This is a genomic window from Kitasatospora sp. NPDC056273, from assembly GCF_042268845.1.
Classification (GTDB): domain Bacteria; phylum Actinomycetota; class Actinomycetes; order Streptomycetales; family Streptomycetaceae; genus Kitasatospora.
On record NZ_JBHJSJ010000022.1, the window covers coordinates 1 to 17,159 of the forward strand.

The window sequence follows — 17,159 nt, forward strand, 5'->3', positions numbered from 1 at the left end:
GTGCTGCCGAGCGCCGACCTGGACGCGGGGGGGGGGGCCCCCCCCCCCGCCCCGGGGGGGGGCAACCGCCCCGCCCGCCACGCCCCCCCCCCGGTGCCGGGGGGCGCCCCGCCCCCGCGTCCGGGGTCAGCGCTCCTCGCGGAAGTCGACGTGCCGGCCCGCGGCCGGGTCGTACTTGCGCAGGACCATCCGGTCCGGGTCGTTGCGGCGGTTCTTGCGGGTCACGTACGTGAAGCCGGTGCCGGCGGTGGAGCGGAGCCTGATCACCGGGCGCAGTTCGCTGCGGGCCATGGGACGTCCTCCTGGGGTCTGGGGGTCGGGGTCTCGGGTTCCGGGCCGAGGGGTTGGCTCGAACCGTACATCGAAATGGAAGTCATTTTCATCTGGTGTAACGTGAGCCCGGTCCTGCCCATTCCCGGACGCCAGGGAGCACCCATGTCCGCCCGCTGCCAACTCACCGGCCGCCGGCCCGGCTTCGGCAACGCGATCTCGCACTCGCACCGCCGCACCGGCCGCCGCTTCGACCCCAACATCCAGCGCAAGCGCTACTGGCTGCCCGGCGAGGGCCGGTACGTCCGGCTGGCGCTGAGCGCCAAGGGCATCCGCACCGTCGACGCGATCGGCGTCGAGGCCGCCGTCGCCCGCATCCGCGCCCGGGGGGAGAAGGTCTGATGGCCAAGCAGAGCAAGATCGCCAAGAACGAGCGGCGGCGCGCCGTCGTCGCCCGCCACGCCGAGCGCCGGGCCGAGCTCAAGCGGACCATCGCCCACCCCGGCACCGGCCCCGCCGAGCGCGCCGCCGCCCAGGCCGAACTCGCCCGCCAGCCGCGCGACGCCAGCGCCACCCGGGTCCGCAACCGGGACGCCGTGGACGGCCGGCCCCGCGGCTACCTGCGGGCCTTCGGCCTCTCCCGGGTCAACCTGCGCGCCCACGCCCACGCCGGGCACCTGCCCGGCGTCCGCAAGGCGAGCTGGTGAGCGCCGTGGACGGGACCAGGCTGCCGGTGGTGGTCGTCGCTGGCCTGCACGCGGAGCAGCGCCGGGCCGCCGTCGAGGAACTGGCGGCGGCCGCGGTGGACGCCGTGGTCCTGCACCACGACCTGCGGGACGCCGCGCTCGGCACCGTCCGCCGCGAGCTGCGCGACGCCGCCGGGGCCTTCGACGCGGCCGACGTACCGCTGGCGAACGACTGCCCGTGCTGCGCCCTGCGCGAGGACCTGCTGCCCCGGCTGCTGGAGATCGCCGACGGCAGCCGGTACGGACTGGCGATCGTCGAACTGTGGGGCGGCAGCGACCCGCACCCCGCGGTCGAGGTGATCGCCGGGGGAGAGGTGGACGGGCGGCGGCTCGACGGCGCCGTCGAACTGGCGGGCGTGGTCACCGCCGTCGACCCGGACCGGCTGGTCGGCGAGCTCTCCGTCCCCGACGACCTGGCGGAGCACGGCGAGCAGACCGCCTCGCGCGACGACCGGACCCGCGCCGAGGCGCTCGCCCACCAGATCGAGTACGCCGGCACGCTCGCCGTGCCGCGCGCCGCGGCGCACGCGCCGGGGCTCGCCCTCCTGCGCCAGCTGCACGCCACCGCCCGGACCGTCCGGCTCGGCACCGGCGCGCTCACCCGGGCCGCGCTCGGCGGCTTCGACGTGGCCGCCGCCCGCGACCGGGTCAACCCGGCGCTCGCGCTGCTGCCGCAGGAACGGGACGAGGCGGGCGTCGCCACCCTGCTGTGGGAGCGCCGCCGACCGCTCCACCCCGAGCGGCTGCACCGGGCGCTGGAACTGCTCGTCCCGGCGGCGCAGCGCAGCCGCGGCCGGTTCTGGCTGGCCAACCGGCCCGACCTGATACTCGCCTGGGACGCCGCCGGGGCGAACCTCGCGGTCGAGGAGTGCGGGCCCTGGCTCACCTCCCTGCCCGACGCGGCCTGGGAGCTCTACCCGCCCGCGCGCCGGGCCGCCGCCGCCCTCGACTGGCACCCCCGGCACGGTGACCGGGTGCAGCAGCTCAGCTTCACCGCCGAGGGGCTGGACGTCGACGGCATCACCGACCTGCTCGACTCCTGCCTGCTCACCGACGCCGAACTCGCCGCCGGCGAACCCGGCTGGAAGGCCCTGCCGGACGCCTTCCAGGACCTGCTCGACCCCGTCCACTGAAGGAGCGCCCTCCCGTGCGCAAACGATCCGCCCCGCCGAAGCCCCGGCCCAACCCGCTGCTCGCGGCGGGCATCGAGTACATCGACTACAAGGACACCGACCTGCTGCGCCGCTTCGTCTCCGACCGCGGCAAGATCCGCGGCCGCCGGGTCACCCGGCTCACCGCCGAGCAGCAGCGGGCGGTGGCCCGGGCGATCAAGAACGCCCGGGAGACGGCCCTCCTGCCGTACGCCTCGGGCGCCACCCGCTAGCGCCGCCCGACGACGCGTTCGACCACACCACCCGAGAAGGAGCCCGCGATGGCCGTACCCAAGCGCAAGACCTCCCGCAGCAACACCCGGCACCGCCGGGCCCAGTGGCGGGCGACGCCCCCGAAGCTGGTCGCGATCACCCTGAACGGCCGGGAGATGCTCGTCCCGCAGAACCTCGTCCCGGCGTACCGGCGGGGTCTGCTCGACCCGGACGGGCAGTAGGCGCGACGGGAGGAAGCCGCCGCCGAGGGGAGGTGGGCCCCTCGGCGGCGGCGCGCGTCCGAGCGGCGGTGGGGGCGGGGGCCCCGGCGCGGGCCGGAGGGCGACGGCGCGGTCGCGCGGGGGGCGCGCAAGGGGCACCGGGGGTTCTGGCGGGGGTGCTCGGCGGGCGCTTCGGGCCGGGGGTTCGTAGGCTCGACGCATGGCGGATGCGTACGCGGGGCGGCGGGAGCGGGTGAGGGAGCACTGCAGCGCGGCCGGGGCCGATGCGGCGCTGATCACCCGTGCGGCGAACGTGCGGTACCTGACGGGCTGCGCGCCCTGCGGGGCGAGCCTGTTGCTGACCAGGGAGCGGGCGCTGCTGGCGCTGCCGGACGACCTGCCGCCGGACGACACCGGGGAGCACCTGATCGCCCCGGACGTCACCCGGCTGCCGGTGGCGGCCGGCTCGGACACCGCGCTGGCCGCCGCGGCCGCGGCCACCCGCTCCGGGGTGTCGGGCCTGGCGGTGGAGGAGCACGACCTGACCGTCAGCCGGCACCGGGCGGTGGGCGACCTGATAGCGGGGACCCGGCTGGTGGACCTCGGTCGGACGGTCGAGCGGCTGCGGGTGGTCAAGGACGAGCACGAGATCGCGGACCTGCGGATCGCCGCCGAGATCGCCGACCAGGCGCTGGGCGAGCTGCTGGAGTCGATCCTGGTCGGCCGCACCGAGCGGCACCTGGCGATGGAGCTGGAGCGCCGGATGATCGACCACGGCGCCGACCGGGCGGCCTTCCCGGTCTCGGTCGGCACCGGCAGCCACTCCGGCCAGGCCGCCCACCAGCCGACCGACCGCCGGGTGGAGGAGGGCGACTTCCTGACCGTGGTGATGGGCGCCCAGTACCGCGGCTACGGCGTCTCCACCGCCCGCACCTTCGTGATCGGCGCCGCCCCCGCGCCCTGGCAGGTGGAGCTGCACCGGCTGGTCTTCCGGGCCCAGCGGGCCGGGCGGGAGGCGCTCGGACCAGGCGTGGAGCAGTGCGTACCCGACCGGGCCGCCCGGCAGGTCCTGGAGGCGGCCGGCCACACCGAGCCCTCCCCGCACCCGGTGGGCCACGGCATCGGGCTGGAGATCCGGGAGGCGCCGCGCCTCGGTCCGGCGGACATGGGTAAACTGGACAGCCGCGTGCCGGTCACCGTCGGTCCGGGGGTTCACCTCCCGGGCAGGGGCGGCGTCCGGATCGAGGACACGCTCGTCGTGCGCCCCCTTGAGGAGGGCGGGCCCGAGCTGCTCACCATCACCACCAAGGAGCTCCTCGCCCTGTGACCGCGGCCCCCCGGGGGCCGTGGGCGGCAGGACGCAATCCCTTGGTTCCTTGACAGCTATACAGGAGTAAGTGCGCCCGTGGCTTCCACGAACGATCTCAAGAACGGCATGGTCCTCAAGCTGGAGGGCGGCAAGCTCTGGTCCGTCGTCGAGTTCCAGCACGTCAAGCCCGGCAAGGGCCCGGCCTTCGTGCGTACCAAGCTCAAGGAGGTCCTGACCGGCAAGGTCGTCGACAAGACCTTCAACGCGGGCACCAAGGTCGAGACCGCCAACGTCGACAAGCGCGGCATGCAGTTCTCGTACAAGGACGGCGAGAACTTCGTGTTCATGGACATGGACACCTACGACCAGCTGACCATCGAGCCGTCGGTCGTCGGCGACGCCGCCAAGTACCTGCTGGAGGGCTTCGAGGCCCTCGTCGCGCAGAACGAGGGCTCGGTCCTCTACATCGAGCTCCCGGCCGCGGTCGAGCTGACCATCGCCGAGACCGAGCCGGGCGTCCAGGGCGACCGCTCGACCGGTGGCACCAAGCCGGCCACCCTGGAGACGGGCGCCGAGATCCAGGTGCCGCTCTTCGTCACCACCGGTGAGAAGGTCAAGGTCGACACCCGCGACGGCAGCTACCTCGGCCGGGTGAAGTAAGTCCGTGTCGGCCGCACGCAGCAAGGCCCGCACGCGGGCCTTCCAGATCCTCTTCGAGGCCGACCACCGTGGGGTAGACCCGCAGCAGGTCCTCGCCGACTGGGTGGCCCGCGCCCGCGAGCCCAAGCCCGACGAGGGCACCCCGCAGGTCGGTGAGTACACCATGGAGCTCATCGAGGGGTACGTCCAGCACGCTCGTCGCATCGACGACCTGATCGAGCAGTACGCCGTGGGCTGGACGCTCGACCGGATGCCGATCGTGGACCGCAACGTCCTGCGGCTCGGTGCGTACGAGCTGATCTGGGAGGACGGCGTCCCGGACGCCGTCGTCCTGGACGAGGCCGTCGAGATCGCCAAGGAGTTCTCCACGGACGACTCCCCGGCCTTCGTCAACGGCCTGCTCGCCCGCTTCCTCGAGCTGAAGCCGAGCATCCGCCGCTGAGTGGTCGAATCCCGTGAACGGCCGTCGGACCCGAACAGGTGTCCGGCGGCCGTTCCGCGTTTCATCCGGGCGGCGTAGGGTGAGGGCCTACTTGTCAGTAACTTGACGTCCGGAAGCACGCGTGAAGGGCAGGCCCCCCACATGACCACGGCGATCCGCAGCGAGTTCGACCAGGGCATCGCCCTGACCAGGCACCCCGAGGAGGCCGGCCGGTACGAGGCCGAGCTCGGCGCCGGCTGGCAGATCGGCGGCGGGGTGAACGGCGGACTGCTGCTCGCGGTGGCCGGACACGCGCTGTCGCTGGAGCACGGCACCCACCCGGACCCGGTGTCGATCAGCGGTTACTACCTGTCCGCCTCCACGCCCGGCCCGGCCACCGTCCGCACCGAGGTGCTGCGCACCGGCCGCGGCCTGTCCACCGGCACCGCCTCGCTCAGCCAGGACGGCGTCGAGCGGCTGCGCGTGGTGGCCAGCCACGGCGACCTCGCCACCGCCGACGGCGAGGTGCGCACCAGCGCGCTGCCGCCGCAGCTGCCGCCGCCGGACCAGTGCATCGGCGTCGAGCACGCGCCCAAGGAGCTGATCGCCCAGGCCGCCCTGCTGGAGCGGTTCGACCTGCGGCTGGACCCGGCCACCATCGGCTGGGCGCTCGGACAGCCCTCCGGCAACGGGCGGATCCAGGGCTGGTTCCGGCTCGCCGACGGCCGCGAGCCCGACCCGCTGCTGCTCCTGCTGGTCGCCGACGCGCTGCCGCCGGTCACCTTCGACCTCGGCCTGCCGGGCTGGGCCCCCACCGTCGAGCTGACCGTCCACCTGCGCGCCAGGCCGGTGCCCGGCTGGCTGCGGGTCACCCACGCGACCCGCAACCTGGCCGGCGGCTACTTCGAGGAGGACGCGGAGGTCTGGGACGAGTCCGGCCGCCTGGTCGCGCAGTCCCGCCAGCTGGCCCGCGCGCCCCGCTCCGCCTGACGCCCGCGCGACCCGCATTACCGGTGGTTACATTCCTGTGACACGCCGTACGTGTGCGACGCGCGCGGATGGGGAGGAAGACGGTCAGCGGCACGCCTGCCGCCGACCGTCCTCCCCTGAAGCCAGGAGCCACCGATGAGTCATTTGGGGCGCGCCCGCCGTAACTCCGACTGCACCGCCGGCGGCTCGCGGCCCGTGGTGCGGTCGCACCGGCCACGGCGGGTCGAGGGCGCCGAGCAGGCGTTCGTCATCGGAGTGCTCACCAACGCCGCGGACTTCGCCCGGGCCCGCGCCTGGGGGATCTCCGACGCCCCCGACCACGAGCGCTACCTGGCCGACACCGCCGACCTGCTGGCCGAGGCGCTGGAGCGGTTCGACACCGTCCGGGCCCGGACGTTCCACCCGCAGGACTTCGAGGAGTTCTGCCTGCTGAACGGGCTGGACCCGGCCGAGCCCGCGGCCCGCGACCGCTACCTGGTCAACCCGGCCCTGCAGACCCAGCTGCTGGCCTATCAGGGCGAGGAGCTGGCCGGGGACTTCGTGCCGCGCCTGGTGCGCGCCCGGGAGAACGGGCTGACGCTCTGCCACGCCGACCTGCTGCTCGACGGGGGCCTGTACGGGGGCGCGGGCGCCTCCGACGAGGAGCACGCCGCCTGGGTGCGCGCCGCCTACGAGCGCGGGGGCGAGGTGTTCCGGCGGATGCTGGTCGGCGCGGGCGCCGGGGTGTACGAGCTGCGCCTGCGGGTGGACGCGCCCGGCGGCGGGCTGACCGCCGCGGCCCGGGTGCTCCAGTGGGAGGACGGCGTGGTCCGGATCAACGACGAGGACCTGGAGCTGGTCTGCGCGGTGCTCTGCACCGGGCTGGCCCTGGAGCTGCCGGGCGTCGCGGTGCTGCACGGCTCGCAGGGCTCGGCGGCCTCCTGCGGGGAGTACCTGCCGGCCTCCTGGGCCTGGTCGAGCGGCGGGCAGGAGTGGGCCCCGGCCGACCGGCCGGTCCGGCTGGACGGCGTGGCGGCGCAGCCCGGCTACAGCCTGGGGACGGTCTGCTGACGCCTCCGCCGCCCCGGGGTGGTGTGGCTACACCGCGGCGCGGCCCCCGGTCTGGGGAGCCGCGCCGTGACGTTTCTGCTTGCCAGCACTAGTGGCGCGAGTGCTGGGTCGTGCCTGGATCCGCTGGCGGGAGCCGGTGCGGTGAGCCTCAGCTCGCATCCTCCTCGCGCACCGCACGGCGCGCGTCGGGGTTCAGCACGCCCCAGGAGATCAGCTGCTCGGTGAGGATCGACGGGGACTGGTCGTAGATCACGGCCAGGGTGCGCAGGTCGTCCTGGCGGATCGACAGCACCTTGCCGTTGTAGTCGCCGCGCTGGCTCTGGATGGTCGCCGCGTAGCGCTGCAGCGGGCCGGCCTTCTCGGAGGGGACCTGGGTCAGTCTCTCCAGGTCGAGGACCAGGCGCGGCGGCGGCTCGGCCGCGCCGCCGGGCGTACCGCCGGGCAGCAGCTCCTGGACCGGGACGCCGTAGAACTCCGCCAGTTCGGCCAGTCGCTGCACGGTGACCGCACGGTCACCACGTTCGTACGAACCGACGACGACTGCCTTCCAGCGCCCCTGGGACTTCTCCTCGACACCGTGCAGGGAGAGACCCTGCTGAGTGCGGATCGCTCGGAGCTTGCCTCCGAGTTGCTTCGCGTAGTCGCTGGACATTGATCTCCCCGGACGAGATTGCTTCGCGTTCAGTGGTGGGTCACGGGCGATTGCCGACGCCGTTACCGGTGGGTCCGACGTCCGTCTCGTAACTCACTGTGAGGTTACGTAGAGTAAGGTAGTTGCGTCAAGCCGAATGGGGCAGTCGTGCGAATGGCCCGCATCGGCGGCGCGTCCGGAGTGTTAACCCGGGGAAGCGGAATGGTGGACGTCTGTTTGCCGTCCGGCGCGCTGGTAGGATGACCGAAGCCCGCGCCCGGTCGGCGGGGGCCATCCCAGACATCCTTTAAGGCCCGTCCAGTGAGGCGGGGAAGGAGGTCCGCTTCGGCATGACCACACACCACGAACCCACGCCGCGGCCGCCGCACCAGGTGCTCGACGGCACGGACATCGCCCGGGTCGTCACCCGGATAGCGCACGAGATCGTCGAGCGCGCCAAGGGCGCGGAGGACGTCGTGCTGCTCGGCATCCACACCAGGGGCGTCCACCTCGCCCGCCGCCTGCACGACCGGCTGGCCCAGATCACCGGGCGCGAGATCCCGCTGGGCTCCCTGGACATCACCATGTACCGGGACGACCTGCGGCTGAAGCCCGCCCGGGCCCTGGAGCACACCGAGATCCCGCCCGGCGGCATCGACGGCAAGCTCGTCATCCTGGTCGACGACGTGCTCTTCTCCGGCCGCACCATCCGCGCCGCGCTCGACGCGCTGAGCGACATCGGCCGCCCGCGCGCCGTCCAGCTCGCCGTCCTGGTCGACCGCGGCCACCGCGAGCTGCCGATCCGCGCCGACTACGTGGGCAAGAACCTCCCCACCTCGCTGCGCGAGGCCGTGCAGGTGCGCCTCGCCGACCGCGACGGCGTGGACGCCGTCCTGGTCGGCGATCGCGACTTCGCCCAGCGCTCCTCGCAGGCCCTGGCCCCCCAGTCTTCCGAACCGCACCTCCCGGAGTAGCCCGCGTGAAGCGCCACCTCGTCTCCGCCGCCGATCTCAGCCGCGACGACGCGCTGCTGATCCTGGACACCGCCGAGGAGCTGGCCCAGCTCTCCGGCCGGGCCGTCAAGAAGCTGCCCACGCTGCGCGGCCGCACCGTCGTCAACCTCTTCTTCGAGGACTCCACCCGGACGAAGACCTCCTTCGAGGTCGCCGAGAAGCGGCTCTCGGCCGACGTCATCAACTTCTCCGCCAAGGGCTCCTCGGTCTCCAAGGGCGAGAGCCTCAAGGACACCGCGCTGACCCTCCAGGCGATGGGCGCCGACGCGGTGGTCATCCGCCACCACGCCTCCGGCGCCCCGGCCCGGCTGGCCCAGTCCGACTGGCTGCACGGCAGTGTGATCAACGCCGGTGACGGCACCCACGAGCACCCCACCCAGGCGCTGCTCGACGCCTTCACCATGCGCCGCCACCTCAACCCGGGCGCCGGCCAGGACCTCGCGGGCCGCCGGGTGACCATCGTCGGCGACGTCCTGCACAGCCGGGTCGCCCGCTCCAACGTCCACCTGCTGAACACCCTCGGCGCGCAGGTGACCTTCGTCGCCCCGCCGACCCTGCTGCCGATCGGGATCGAGAACTGGCCCTGCGAGGTCAGCTACGACCTGGACAGCGTGCTGCCCAAGACGGACTCGCTGATGATGCTGCGGGTGCAGCGCGAGCGGATGAACGCCGCGTTCTTCCCGACCGAGCGCGAGTACAGCCGCCGCTACGGCATGAACGGCCGCCGGATGGCCCAGCTGCCGGACCACGCGATCGTGATGCACCCCGGTCCGATGGTCCGCGGCATGGAGATCACCGCCGAGGTCGCCGACTCGCCGCGCTGCACCGCGATCGAGCAGGTCGCCAACGGCGTCTCCGTCCGGATGGCCGTCCTCTACCTGCTGCTCGGCGGCGCCGTCTTCGCCGACGCGCCCACCGACACCCCCCGTACCGACTCCGTGGAGACCGCCCAGTGACCAGCTACCTGATCCGCAACGCCAAGATCCTGGGCGGCGCCCCGCAGGACCTCCACCTCGCCGACGGCGTCGTCCAGGCGATCGGCACCGGCCTGACGGTCGAGGCGGACATCGAGATCGACGCCACTGGGCTGATCGCCCTGCCCGGCCTGGTCGACCTGCACACCCACCTGCGCGAGCCCGGCCGCGAGGACGCCGAGACCGTGCTCACCGGCACCCGGGCCGCCGCGATGGGCGGCTTCACCGCCGTGCACGCGATGGCCAACACCACCCCGGTGGCCGACACCGCCGGCGTGGTCGAGCAGGTCTGGCGGCTCGGCCAGGAGGCCGGCTACTGCGACGTGCAGCCGGTCGGCGCCGTCACCGTCGGCCTGGAGGGCAAGCAGCTCGCCGAGCTCGGCGCGATGCACGAGTCCGCCGCCGACGTCCGGGTCTTCTCCGACGACGGCAAGTGCGTGGACGACGCGGTGCTGATGCGCCGCGCCCTGGAGTACGTCAAGGCCTTCGACGGCGTCGTCGCCCAGCACGCCCAGGAGCCGCGGCTCACCGAGGGCGCCCAGATGAACGAGGGCCAGGTCTCCGGCGAGCTCGGGCTCGGCGGCTGGCCGGCCGTCGCCGAGGAGTCGATCATCGCCCGCGACGTGCTGCTCGCCGCGCACGTCGGCTCCCGGCTGCACGTCTGCCACCTCTCCACGGCCGGCTCGGTCGAGATCGTCCGCTGGGCCAAGTCCAAGGGCTGGGACGTCACCGCCGAGGTGACCCCGCACCACCTCCTGCTCACCGACGAGCTGGTCCGCACCTACGACCCGGTCTACAAGGTGAACCCGCCGCTGCGCACCGCCGAGGACGTCCGGGCACTGCGCGAGGCGCTCGCCGACGGCACCATCGACGCCGTCGCCACCGACCACGCGCCGCACCCGGCCGAGGACAAGGACTGCGAGTGGGCCGTGGCCGCGATGGGCATGGTCGGCCTGGAGACCGCCCTGTCGGTCGTGCAGCAGACCATGGTCGACACCGGCCTGCTGAACTGGGAGGGCGTCGCGGACCGGATGTCGCACCGCCCGGCCCGGATCGGCCGTCTCACCGGTCACGGCCGGCCGATCTCGGTGGGTGAGCCCGCCAACCTGGTGCTGTTCGATCCCGCGTACCGTGGTGCCGTGAACCCGGACAGCTTCGCCACCCGCAGCCGCAACACCCCCTACAAGGGCCTGGACCTGCCCGGACGGGTGCACGCCACCTTCCTGCGCGGGCGCGCCACCGTGCTGGCCGGCGAGCTCGCCGAGCGGGGCGAGGCGTGATGGACCGCGCCACGCTCGCCCAGGAGCAGGCGAAGGTCACCGACTGGCCCGGGTACATCGGCTGGTCCATCGGCCTGCTGATCGTGATCGGCCTCGTCTACTGGCTGATGCGCCAGGGCTGGAACTGGCGGCGCACCCTGCAGTCCGGGATCCCGCCGCTGCCGGCCGTGCCGGCCCGCGCCGGGCGCACCATCCTGGAGACCAGCGGCCGGTACCACGGCACGACCACCGCCGGGAACTGGCTGGACCGGGTCGTCGCCCACGGCCTGGGCACCCGCAGCCGCGCCGACCTCACCCTCGGCGAGGACGGCCTGCTGGTGCAGCGCCCGGGCGACGTCGACTTCTGGATCCCGGCCGAGCACCTGACCGGTGCCCGTACGGACTCCGGGATCGCCGGCAAGGTCGTCCCCTCCGGGCTGCTCGTCGTCACCTGGACGCACGAGGGCGCCGAGCTGGACTCCGGTTTCCGGGCCGACCACCCCGATGAGCACGCCGCCTGGGTCGAGGCGGTCGCCCAACTCGCAACACGTACGAAGACGAAGACGGAAGAGGCCGCGCAATGACCGCACCTGCCCCCACCACGCAGCGCCAACGGCGGGAACGAGTGCCTGCCGTGCTCGTCCTGGAGGACGGCCGGACGTTCCGCGGACAGGCCTACGGCGCCATCGGCGAGACCTTCGGCGAGGCGGTCTTCAACACCGGCATGTCCGGCTACCAGGAGACCCTCACCGACCCGTCGTACCACCGCCAGGTGGTCGTGATGACCGCCCCGCAGATCGGCAACACCGGCTGGAACGACGAGGACGACGAGTCCAAGCAGATCTGGGTCGCCGGCTACGTGGTGCGCGACCCCGCCCGGGTCGCCTCCAACTGGCGCTCCCGCCGCTCGCTCGACGAGGAACTGGTCGACCAGGGCGTCGTCGGCATCAGCGGCATCGACACCCGCGCGCTGACCCGCCACCTGCGCGAGCGCGGCGCGATGCGCTGCGGCATCTTCTCCGGCGAGGCGCTGGCCGACCAGGCCGCCCTGCTGGCCCGGGTGCAGCAGTCGCCCGAGATGAAGGGCGCCGACCTGTGCGCCGAGGTCGCCACCACCGAGGCGTACGTGGTGCCCGCGATCGGTGAGAAGAAGTTCACCGTCGCCGCGCTGGACCTCGGCATCAAGGCGATGACCCCGCAGCGGATGGCCGAGCGCGGCATCGAGGTGCACGTGCTGCCGGCGAACTCCACCCTGGAGGACCTCTACGCCGTCAACCCGGACGGCGTGTTCTTCTCCAACGGCCCGGGCGACCCGGCCACCGCCGACCACCAGGTCGCCGTGGCGCAGGGCGTGCTGGAGCGCAAGACCCCGTTCTTCGGGATCTGCTTCGGCAACCAGATCCTCGGCCGCGCCCTGGGCTTCGGCACCTACAAGCTCAAGTACGGCCACCGCGGCATCAACCAGCCGGTGCAGGACCGCACCACCGGCACGGTCGAGGTGACCGCCCACAACCACGGCTTCGCCGTGAACGCCCCGCTGGACAAGGTGAGCGACACCCCCTACGGGCGGGTCGAGGTCTCCCACGTCTGCCTCAACGACGACGTGGTCGAGGGCCTCCAGGCACTCGACGTCCCCGCCTTCAGCGTGCAGTACCACCCCGAAGCGGCCGCCGGTCCGCACGACGCCGCCTACCTGTTCGACCGCTTCGTGAAGCTCATGGAGGGCCAGCGTGCCTAAGCGCTCTGACATCAAGTCCGTCCTGGTGATCGGCTCCGGTCCGATCGTGATCGGCCAGGCCGCCGAGTTCGACTACTCGGGTACGCAGGCCTGCCGGGTCCTCAAGGCCGAGGGCCTGCGGGTCGTGCTGGTCAACTCCAACCCGGCCACGATCATGACCGACCCGGAGATCGCCGACGCCACCTACGTCGAGCCGATCACCCCGGAGTTCGTCGAGAAGATCATCGCCAAGGAGCGCCCCGACGCGCTGCTGCCGACCCTGGGCGGCCAGACCGCGCTCAACACCGCGATCTCGCTGCACGCGGCGGGCACGCTGGAGAAGTACGGCGTCGAGCTGATCGGCGCCGACGTCGAGGCGATCAACAAGGGCGAGGACCGCGAGCTCTTCAAGGGCGTCGTCGAGGCCGTCAACGCCAAGATCGGCCACGGCGAGTCCGCCCGCTCGGTCATCTGCCACACCATGGACGAGGTGCTGGCCGGCGTCGACACGCTCGGCGGCTACCCGGTCGTCGTCCGCCCCTCCTTCACCATGGGCGGCGCCGGCTCCGGCTTCGCCCACAACGAGGAGGACCTGCGCCGCATCGCCGGCCAGGGCCTGACCCTCTCGCCGACCACCGAGGTGCTCCTGGAGGAGTCCATCCTCGGCTGGAAGGAGTACGAGCTGGAGCTGATGCGCGACAAGAACGACAACGTCGTGGTCGTCTGCTCCATCGAGAACTTCGACCCGATGGGCGTCCACACCGGTGACTCGATCACCGTCGCCCCGGCGATGACGCTCACCGACCGCGAGTACCAGATCCTGCGCGACATCGGCATCGCCGTCATCCGCGAGGTCGGCGTGGACACCGGCGGCTGCAACATCCAGTTCGCCGTCAACCCCGAGGACGGCCGGGTCATCGTCATCGAGATGAACCCGCGCGTCTCCCGCTCCTCGGCGCTCGCCTCCAAGGCCACCGGCTTCCCGATCGCCAAGATTGCCGCCAAGCTGGCCGTCGGCTACACCCTGGACGAGATCCCCAACGACATCACCGAGCAGACCCCGGCCTCCTTCGAGCCGACCCTCGACTACGTCGTCGTCAAGGTGCCGCGGTTCGCGTTCGAGAAGTTCCCGAGCGCCGACGCCACGCTGACCACCACCATGAAGTCGGTCGGCGAGGCGATGGCCATGGGCCGCAACTTCCCCGAGGCCCTGCAGAAGGCGCTGCGCTCGTTGGAGAAGAAGGGCTCCCAGTTCAACTGGACCGGCCCGCTCGGGGAGAAGACCGAGCTGCTGGTCAAGGCCACCGTGCCGACCGACGGCCGGATCAACACCGTGATGGACGCCATCCGGGCCGGCGCCACCCCGGAGGAGGTCTTCGAGTACACGAAGATCGACCCGTGGTTCGTCGACCAGCTCTTCCTGCTGGACGAGATCGCCGGCGAGCTGGCCGAGGCCGAGGAGCTCACCCCCGAGCTGCTGCGCCACGCCAAGCGGCACGGCTTCTCCGACCAGCAGATCGGCGAGATCCGCGGCCTGAAGCCGGACGTCGTCCGCGAGGTGCGGCACGCCCTCGGCATCCGCCCGGTGTTCAAGACCGTCGACACCTGCGCCGCCGAGTTCGCCGCCAAGACCCCGTACTTCTACTCGTCCTACGACGAGGAGAACGAGGTCGCCCCGCGCACCAAGCCCGCCGTGATCATCCTGGGCTCCGGCCCGAACCGCATCGGCCAGGGCATCGAGTTCGACTACTCCTGCGTGCACGCCTCCTTCGCGCTCGCCGACGCCGGGTACGAGACCGTCATGGTCAACTGCAACCCGGAGACCGTCTCCACCGACTACGACACCTCCGACCGGCTCTACTTCGAGCCGCTCACCCTGGAGGACGTGCTGGAGATCGTCCACGCCGAGCAGCAGGCCGGCCCGCTCGCCGGCGTGATCGTCCAGCTCGGCGGCCAGACCCCGCTCGGCCTGGCCCAGGCGCTCAAGGACAACGGCGTGCCGATCGCCGGCACCCAGCCCGAGGCGATCGACCTCGCCGAGGAGCGCGGCGCCTTCGGCCGCGTCCTGCGCGACGCCGGCCTGCCGGCCCCCAAGCACGGCACCGCCTTCTCCTTCGAGGAGGCCAAGGCGATCGCCGACGAGATCGGCTACCCCGTGCTCGCCCGCCCGTCCTACGTGCTCGGCGGCCGCGGCATGGAGATCGTCTACGACGAGGCCTCGCTCGCCTCCTACCTGGAGCGCCACGCGGGCCTGATCTCCGAGCACCCGGTGCTCATCGACCGCTTCCTCGACGACGCGGTGGAGATCGACGTCGACGCCCTCTACGACGGCACCGAGCTCTACCTCGGCGGCGTCATGGAGCACATCGAGGAGGCCGGCATCCACTCCGGCGACTCCGCCTGCGCGCTGCCCCCGATCACCCTCGGCGGCTACGACATCAAGCGCCTGCGCACCTCCACCGAGGCCATCGCGCGCGGTGTCGGCGTCCGCGGCCTGATCAACATCCAGTTCGCCATGGCCGGGGACATCCTCTACGTGCTGGAGGCCAACCCGCGCGCCTCCCGGACCGTCCCGTTCACCTCCAAGGCGACCGCCGTGCCGCTGGCCAAGGCCGCCGCCCGGATCTCGCTCGGCGCCACCATCGCCGAGCTGCGCGCCGAGGGCCTGCTCCCGGCCGAGGGCGACGGCGGCACGCTGCCCGCCGACGCGCCGATCGCGGTCAAGGAGGCCGTGATGCCGTGGAGCCGCTTCCGCGACATCCACGGCCGCGGCGTGGACACCGTGCTCGGCCCGGAGATGCGCTCGACCGGTGAGGTCATGGGCATCGACAAGGTGTTCGGCACCGCCTACGCGAAGGCGCAGTCCGGCGCGTACGGCGCGCTGCCGACCAAGGGCAAGGTCTTCGTCTCGGTGGCCAACCGGGACAAGCGCAACCTGGTCTTCCCGGCCCGGGCGCTGGTCAACCTCGGCTTCGAGGTGCTCGCCACCGCCGGCACCGCCGAGGTGCTCCACCGCGGCGGCATCCCGTCCACGCTGGTGCGCAAGCACAGCGAGGGCGAGGGCCCGAACGGCGAGCGGACCATCGTCCAGCTGATCCACGACGGTGAGGTCGACCTCATCATCAACACGCCGTACGGCACCGGCGGCCGCCTCGACGGCTACGAGATCCGCACCGCGGCCGTGGCCCGCGCGGTGCCCTGCCTGACCACCGTCCAGGCGATGGGCGCGGCCGTGCAGGGCATGGACGCGCTGCTGCGCGACGAGGTCGGGGTGATGTCGCTCCAGGAGCACGCCGAGCTGATCAACGCCGGCCGCAAGTAGCACCACCGCAGTGGGGGGCACCGGAGCCAGCCGGGTGCCCCCCACTTCCATGAGCAAGCCCGTTATCCGCTCCGGGAGTTGAACCACCCTTGTACAAGCTTCTGTTCGACCTGCTCTTCAAGAGGATGGACCCCGAGAAGGCCCACCACCTCGCCTTCTTCTGGATCCGCCTCGCCTCCTCGGTGCCCGGCCTGCGCACCCTGGTGCGGCTGGTGCTCGCCCCGCGCGACCGGGCCCTGCGCACCCGCGCCCTCGGCCTCGACCTGCCCGGCCCGTTCGGCCTGGCGGCCGGCTTCGACAAGAACGGCGTCGGCATCGACGGCCTGTCGATGCTCGGCTTCGACTACGTCGAGATCGGCACCGTCACCGGCGAGGCCCAGCCCGGCAACCCGGCGCCCCGGCTCTTCCGCCTGGTCGAGGACCGCGCGCTGATCAACCGGATGGGCTTCAACAACCAGGGCTCGGCCCGGGTCGCCGCCCGGCTGGCCGCCCGCCCGCACACCAGCTCCACCCCGGTGCTCGGCGTCAACATCGGCAAGACCAAGGTGGTCGAGGAGGCCGACGCCGTCGCCGACTACGTGAAGTCCACCGAGCGGCTCGCCCAGTACGCCGACTACCTGGTGGTCAACGTCAGCTCGCCGAACACCCCCGGGCTGCGCAACCTCCAGGCCGTGGACCACCTGCGGCCGCTGCTCTCCGCCGTCCGCGAGGCCGCCGACCGCACCACAGCGCACCACGTGCCGCTGCTGGTCAAGATCGCCCCCGACCTGGCCGACGAGGACGTCGACGCGGTCGCCGACCTCGCCCTGGAGCTGGGCCTGGACGGCATCATCGCCACCAACACCACGATCGGCCGCGAGGGCCTGCGCGCCGACGCCGCGCGGGTCGAGGAGATCGGCATGGGCGGCCTGTCCGGTGCCCCGCTCAAGGCCCGCGCCCTGGAGGTCCTCCAGCGGCTGCGCGCCCGCACCGGGGGCCGGCTGACCCTCGTCTCGGTCGGCGGCATCGAGACCGCCGAGGACGCCTGGCAGCGGATCGTCCACGGCGCCGACCTGGTCCAGGGCTACAGCGCCTTCATCTACGAGGGCCCGTTCTGGTGCCGGCGGATCCACAAGGGCCTGTCCGCCAAGGTCCGCGCGGGCGGCTTCCGCAGCCTGGCCGACGCCGTCGGCAGCGCCGTCCGCGGCTCGTGAACACCCCCATCGGTTCTGG

19 protein-coding genes are annotated in these 17,159 nt (G+C 72.8%); 17 read left to right on the forward strand and 2 right to left on the reverse strand.

Annotated features, from left to right (window positions below; genetic code table 11):
• Positions 1-126 precede the first annotated feature (126 nt).
• A complete protein-coding gene (rpmG, locus tag ACFCY1_RS20605) occupies positions 127-291 on the reverse strand; it encodes a 50S ribosomal protein L33 (RefSeq protein ID WP_049656556.1) in 165 nt (54 codons plus the stop codon).
• A 144-nt stretch (positions 292-435) separates the two neighbouring features.
• Between rpmG and rpmB the strand changes: the two genes are divergently transcribed.
• The 10 genes from rpmB (at position 436) to ACFCY1_RS20655 (ending at position 7,031) form a co-directional block, all read left to right on the forward strand.
• Positions 436-672, forward strand: coding sequence for a 50S ribosomal protein L28 (rpmB, locus tag ACFCY1_RS20610; RefSeq protein WP_049656558.1), 237 nt, complete (start codon positions 436-438; stop codon positions 670-672).
• Positions 672-977, forward strand: a complete 306-nt coding sequence (gene rpsN / locus ACFCY1_RS20615) for a 30S ribosomal protein S14 (RefSeq protein ID WP_375875499.1) — start codon at positions 672-674, stop codon at positions 975-977. Before rpmB ends, rpsN begins: the two co-directional genes overlap by 1 nt.
• A 5-nt stretch (positions 978-982) precedes the next feature.
• Positions 983-2,149 (forward strand): CobW family GTP-binding protein, encoded by a 1,167-nt coding sequence (locus ACFCY1_RS20620; protein WP_375875567.1) that lies wholly within the window; start codon positions 983-985, stop codon positions 2,147-2,149.
• A gap of 14 nt (positions 2,150-2,163) precedes the next feature.
• Entirely contained in the window at positions 2,164-2,400 is a 237-nt protein-coding gene (gene rpsR, locus ACFCY1_RS20625; protein ID WP_049661328.1) for a 30S ribosomal protein S18, read from the forward strand.
• A gap of 48 nt (positions 2,401-2,448) precedes the next feature.
• Positions 2,449-2,622, forward strand: a complete 174-nt coding sequence (gene rpmF / locus ACFCY1_RS20630; RefSeq protein WP_049661326.1) for a 50S ribosomal protein L32 — start codon at positions 2,449-2,451, stop codon at positions 2,620-2,622.
• Between the two features lie 199 nt (positions 2,623-2,821).
• Positions 2,822-3,928 carry a Xaa-Pro peptidase family protein gene (locus ACFCY1_RS20635; RefSeq protein WP_117487146.1) on the forward strand — a complete coding sequence of 369 codons (1,107 nt, stop codon included), beginning with the start codon at positions 2,822-2,824 and terminating at the stop codon, positions 3,926-3,928.
• 78 nt (positions 3,929-4,006) lie between these two features.
• On the forward strand, positions 4,007-4,570 hold the full coding sequence (gene efp, locus ACFCY1_RS20640) for an elongation factor P (RefSeq protein ID WP_049651352.1): 564 nt from the start codon (positions 4,007-4,009) through the stop codon (positions 4,568-4,570).
• A gap of 4 nt (positions 4,571-4,574) precedes the next feature.
• The gene (gene nusB / locus ACFCY1_RS20645) at positions 4,575-5,012 is read left to right on the forward strand and encodes a transcription antitermination factor NusB (protein WP_049651353.1); all 438 of its coding nucleotides are present in this window, start codon (positions 4,575-4,577) and stop codon (positions 5,010-5,012) included.
• Positions 5,013-5,153: 141 nt separating this feature from the next.
• Positions 5,154-5,981, forward strand: a complete 828-nt coding sequence (locus ACFCY1_RS20650) for a thioesterase family protein (protein ID WP_049651354.1) — start codon at positions 5,154-5,156, stop codon at positions 5,979-5,981.
• Positions 5,982-6,116: 135 nt separating this feature from the next.
• A complete protein-coding gene (locus ACFCY1_RS20655; RefSeq protein ID WP_143204534.1) occupies positions 6,117-7,031 on the forward strand; it encodes a hypothetical protein in 915 nt (304 codons plus the stop codon).
• A 148-nt stretch (positions 7,032-7,179) separates the two neighbouring features.
• On the opposite strand, the gene ACFCY1_RS20660 is transcribed toward ACFCY1_RS20655, so the two are convergent.
• Positions 7,180-7,683: a transcriptional regulator gene (locus ACFCY1_RS20660; RefSeq protein ID WP_030056198.1), complete on the reverse strand. Its 504-nt coding sequence runs from the start codon at positions 7,681-7,683 to the stop codon at positions 7,180-7,182.
• 329 nt (positions 7,684-8,012) lie between these two features.
• Between ACFCY1_RS20660 and pyrR the strand changes: the two genes are divergently transcribed.
• From pyrR to ACFCY1_RS20695, 7 genes are all read left to right on the forward strand, one after another.
• Complete coding sequence (pyrR, locus tag ACFCY1_RS20665; RefSeq protein WP_049651356.1) at positions 8,013-8,636, forward strand: bifunctional pyr operon transcriptional regulator/uracil phosphoribosyltransferase PyrR; 624 nt, start codon at positions 8,013-8,015, stop codon at positions 8,634-8,636.
• Between the two features lie 5 nt (positions 8,637-8,641).
• A complete protein-coding gene (locus tag ACFCY1_RS20670; RefSeq protein ID WP_049651357.1) occupies positions 8,642-9,631 on the forward strand; it encodes an aspartate carbamoyltransferase catalytic subunit in 990 nt (329 codons plus the stop codon).
• On the forward strand, positions 9,628-10,929 hold the full coding sequence (locus tag ACFCY1_RS20675) for a dihydroorotase (RefSeq protein ID WP_049651358.1): 1,302 nt from the start codon (positions 9,628-9,630) through the stop codon (positions 10,927-10,929). Before ACFCY1_RS20670 ends, ACFCY1_RS20675 begins: the two co-directional genes overlap by 4 nt.
• Positions 10,929-11,492 carry a hypothetical protein gene (locus tag ACFCY1_RS20680; protein ID WP_049651359.1) on the forward strand — a complete coding sequence of 188 codons (564 nt, stop codon included), beginning with the start codon at positions 10,929-10,931 and terminating at the stop codon, positions 11,490-11,492. Before ACFCY1_RS20675 ends, ACFCY1_RS20680 begins: the two co-directional genes overlap by 1 nt.
• Positions 11,489-12,646 carry a glutamine-hydrolyzing carbamoyl-phosphate synthase small subunit gene (gene carA / locus ACFCY1_RS20685; protein WP_049651360.1) on the forward strand — a complete coding sequence of 386 codons (1,158 nt, stop codon included), beginning with the start codon at positions 11,489-11,491 and terminating at the stop codon, positions 12,644-12,646. The genes ACFCY1_RS20680 and carA overlap by 4 nt, the downstream gene beginning before the upstream one ends.
• Complete coding sequence (gene carB / locus ACFCY1_RS20690; protein WP_117487143.1) at positions 12,639-15,947, forward strand: carbamoyl-phosphate synthase large subunit; 3,309 nt, start codon at positions 12,639-12,641, stop codon at positions 15,945-15,947. Before carA ends, carB begins: the two co-directional genes overlap by 8 nt.
• An 89-nt stretch (positions 15,948-16,036) precedes the next feature.
• Positions 16,037-17,140, forward strand: coding sequence for a quinone-dependent dihydroorotate dehydrogenase (locus tag ACFCY1_RS20695; protein WP_117487142.1), 1,104 nt, complete (start codon positions 16,037-16,039; stop codon positions 17,138-17,140).
• Positions 17,141-17,159: the final 19 nt, after the last annotated feature.

Excerpts from the sequence above, each read along its gene's own strand:
- rpmG (WP_049656556.1), bottom strand. The coding sequence starts at position 291 with ATGGCCCGCAGCGAACTGCGCCCGGTGATCAGGCTCCGCTCCACCGCC.
- rpmB (WP_049656558.1), top strand. The coding sequence starts at position 436 with ATGTCCGCCCGCTGCCAACTCACCGGCCGCCGGCCCGGCTTCGGCAAC.
- rpsN (WP_375875499.1), top strand. The coding sequence starts at position 672 with ATGGCCAAGCAGAGCAAGATCGCCAAGAACGAGCGGCGGCGCGCCGTC.
- rpmF (WP_049661326.1), top strand. The coding sequence starts at position 2,449 with ATGGCCGTACCCAAGCGCAAGACCTCCCGCAGCAACACCCGGCACCGC.
- ACFCY1_RS20635 (WP_117487146.1), top strand. The coding sequence starts at position 2,822 with ATGGCGGATGCGTACGCGGGGCGGCGGGAGCGGGTGAGGGAGCACTGC.
- ACFCY1_RS20650 (WP_049651354.1), top strand. The coding sequence starts at position 5,154 with ATGACCACGGCGATCCGCAGCGAGTTCGACCAGGGCATCGCCCTGACC.
- ACFCY1_RS20655 (WP_143204534.1), top strand. The coding sequence starts at position 6,117 with ATGAGTCATTTGGGGCGCGCCCGCCGTAACTCCGACTGCACCGCCGGC.
- ACFCY1_RS20660 (WP_030056198.1), bottom strand. The coding sequence starts at position 7,683 with ATGTCCAGCGACTACGCGAAGCAACTCGGAGGCAAGCTCCGAGCGATC.
- pyrR (WP_049651356.1), top strand. The coding sequence starts at position 8,013 with ATGACCACACACCACGAACCCACGCCGCGGCCGCCGCACCAGGTGCTC.
- ACFCY1_RS20680 (WP_049651359.1), top strand. The coding sequence starts at position 10,929 with ATGGACCGCGCCACGCTCGCCCAGGAGCAGGCGAAGGTCACCGACTGG.
- carA (WP_049651360.1), top strand. The coding sequence starts at position 11,489 with ATGACCGCACCTGCCCCCACCACGCAGCGCCAACGGCGGGAACGAGTG.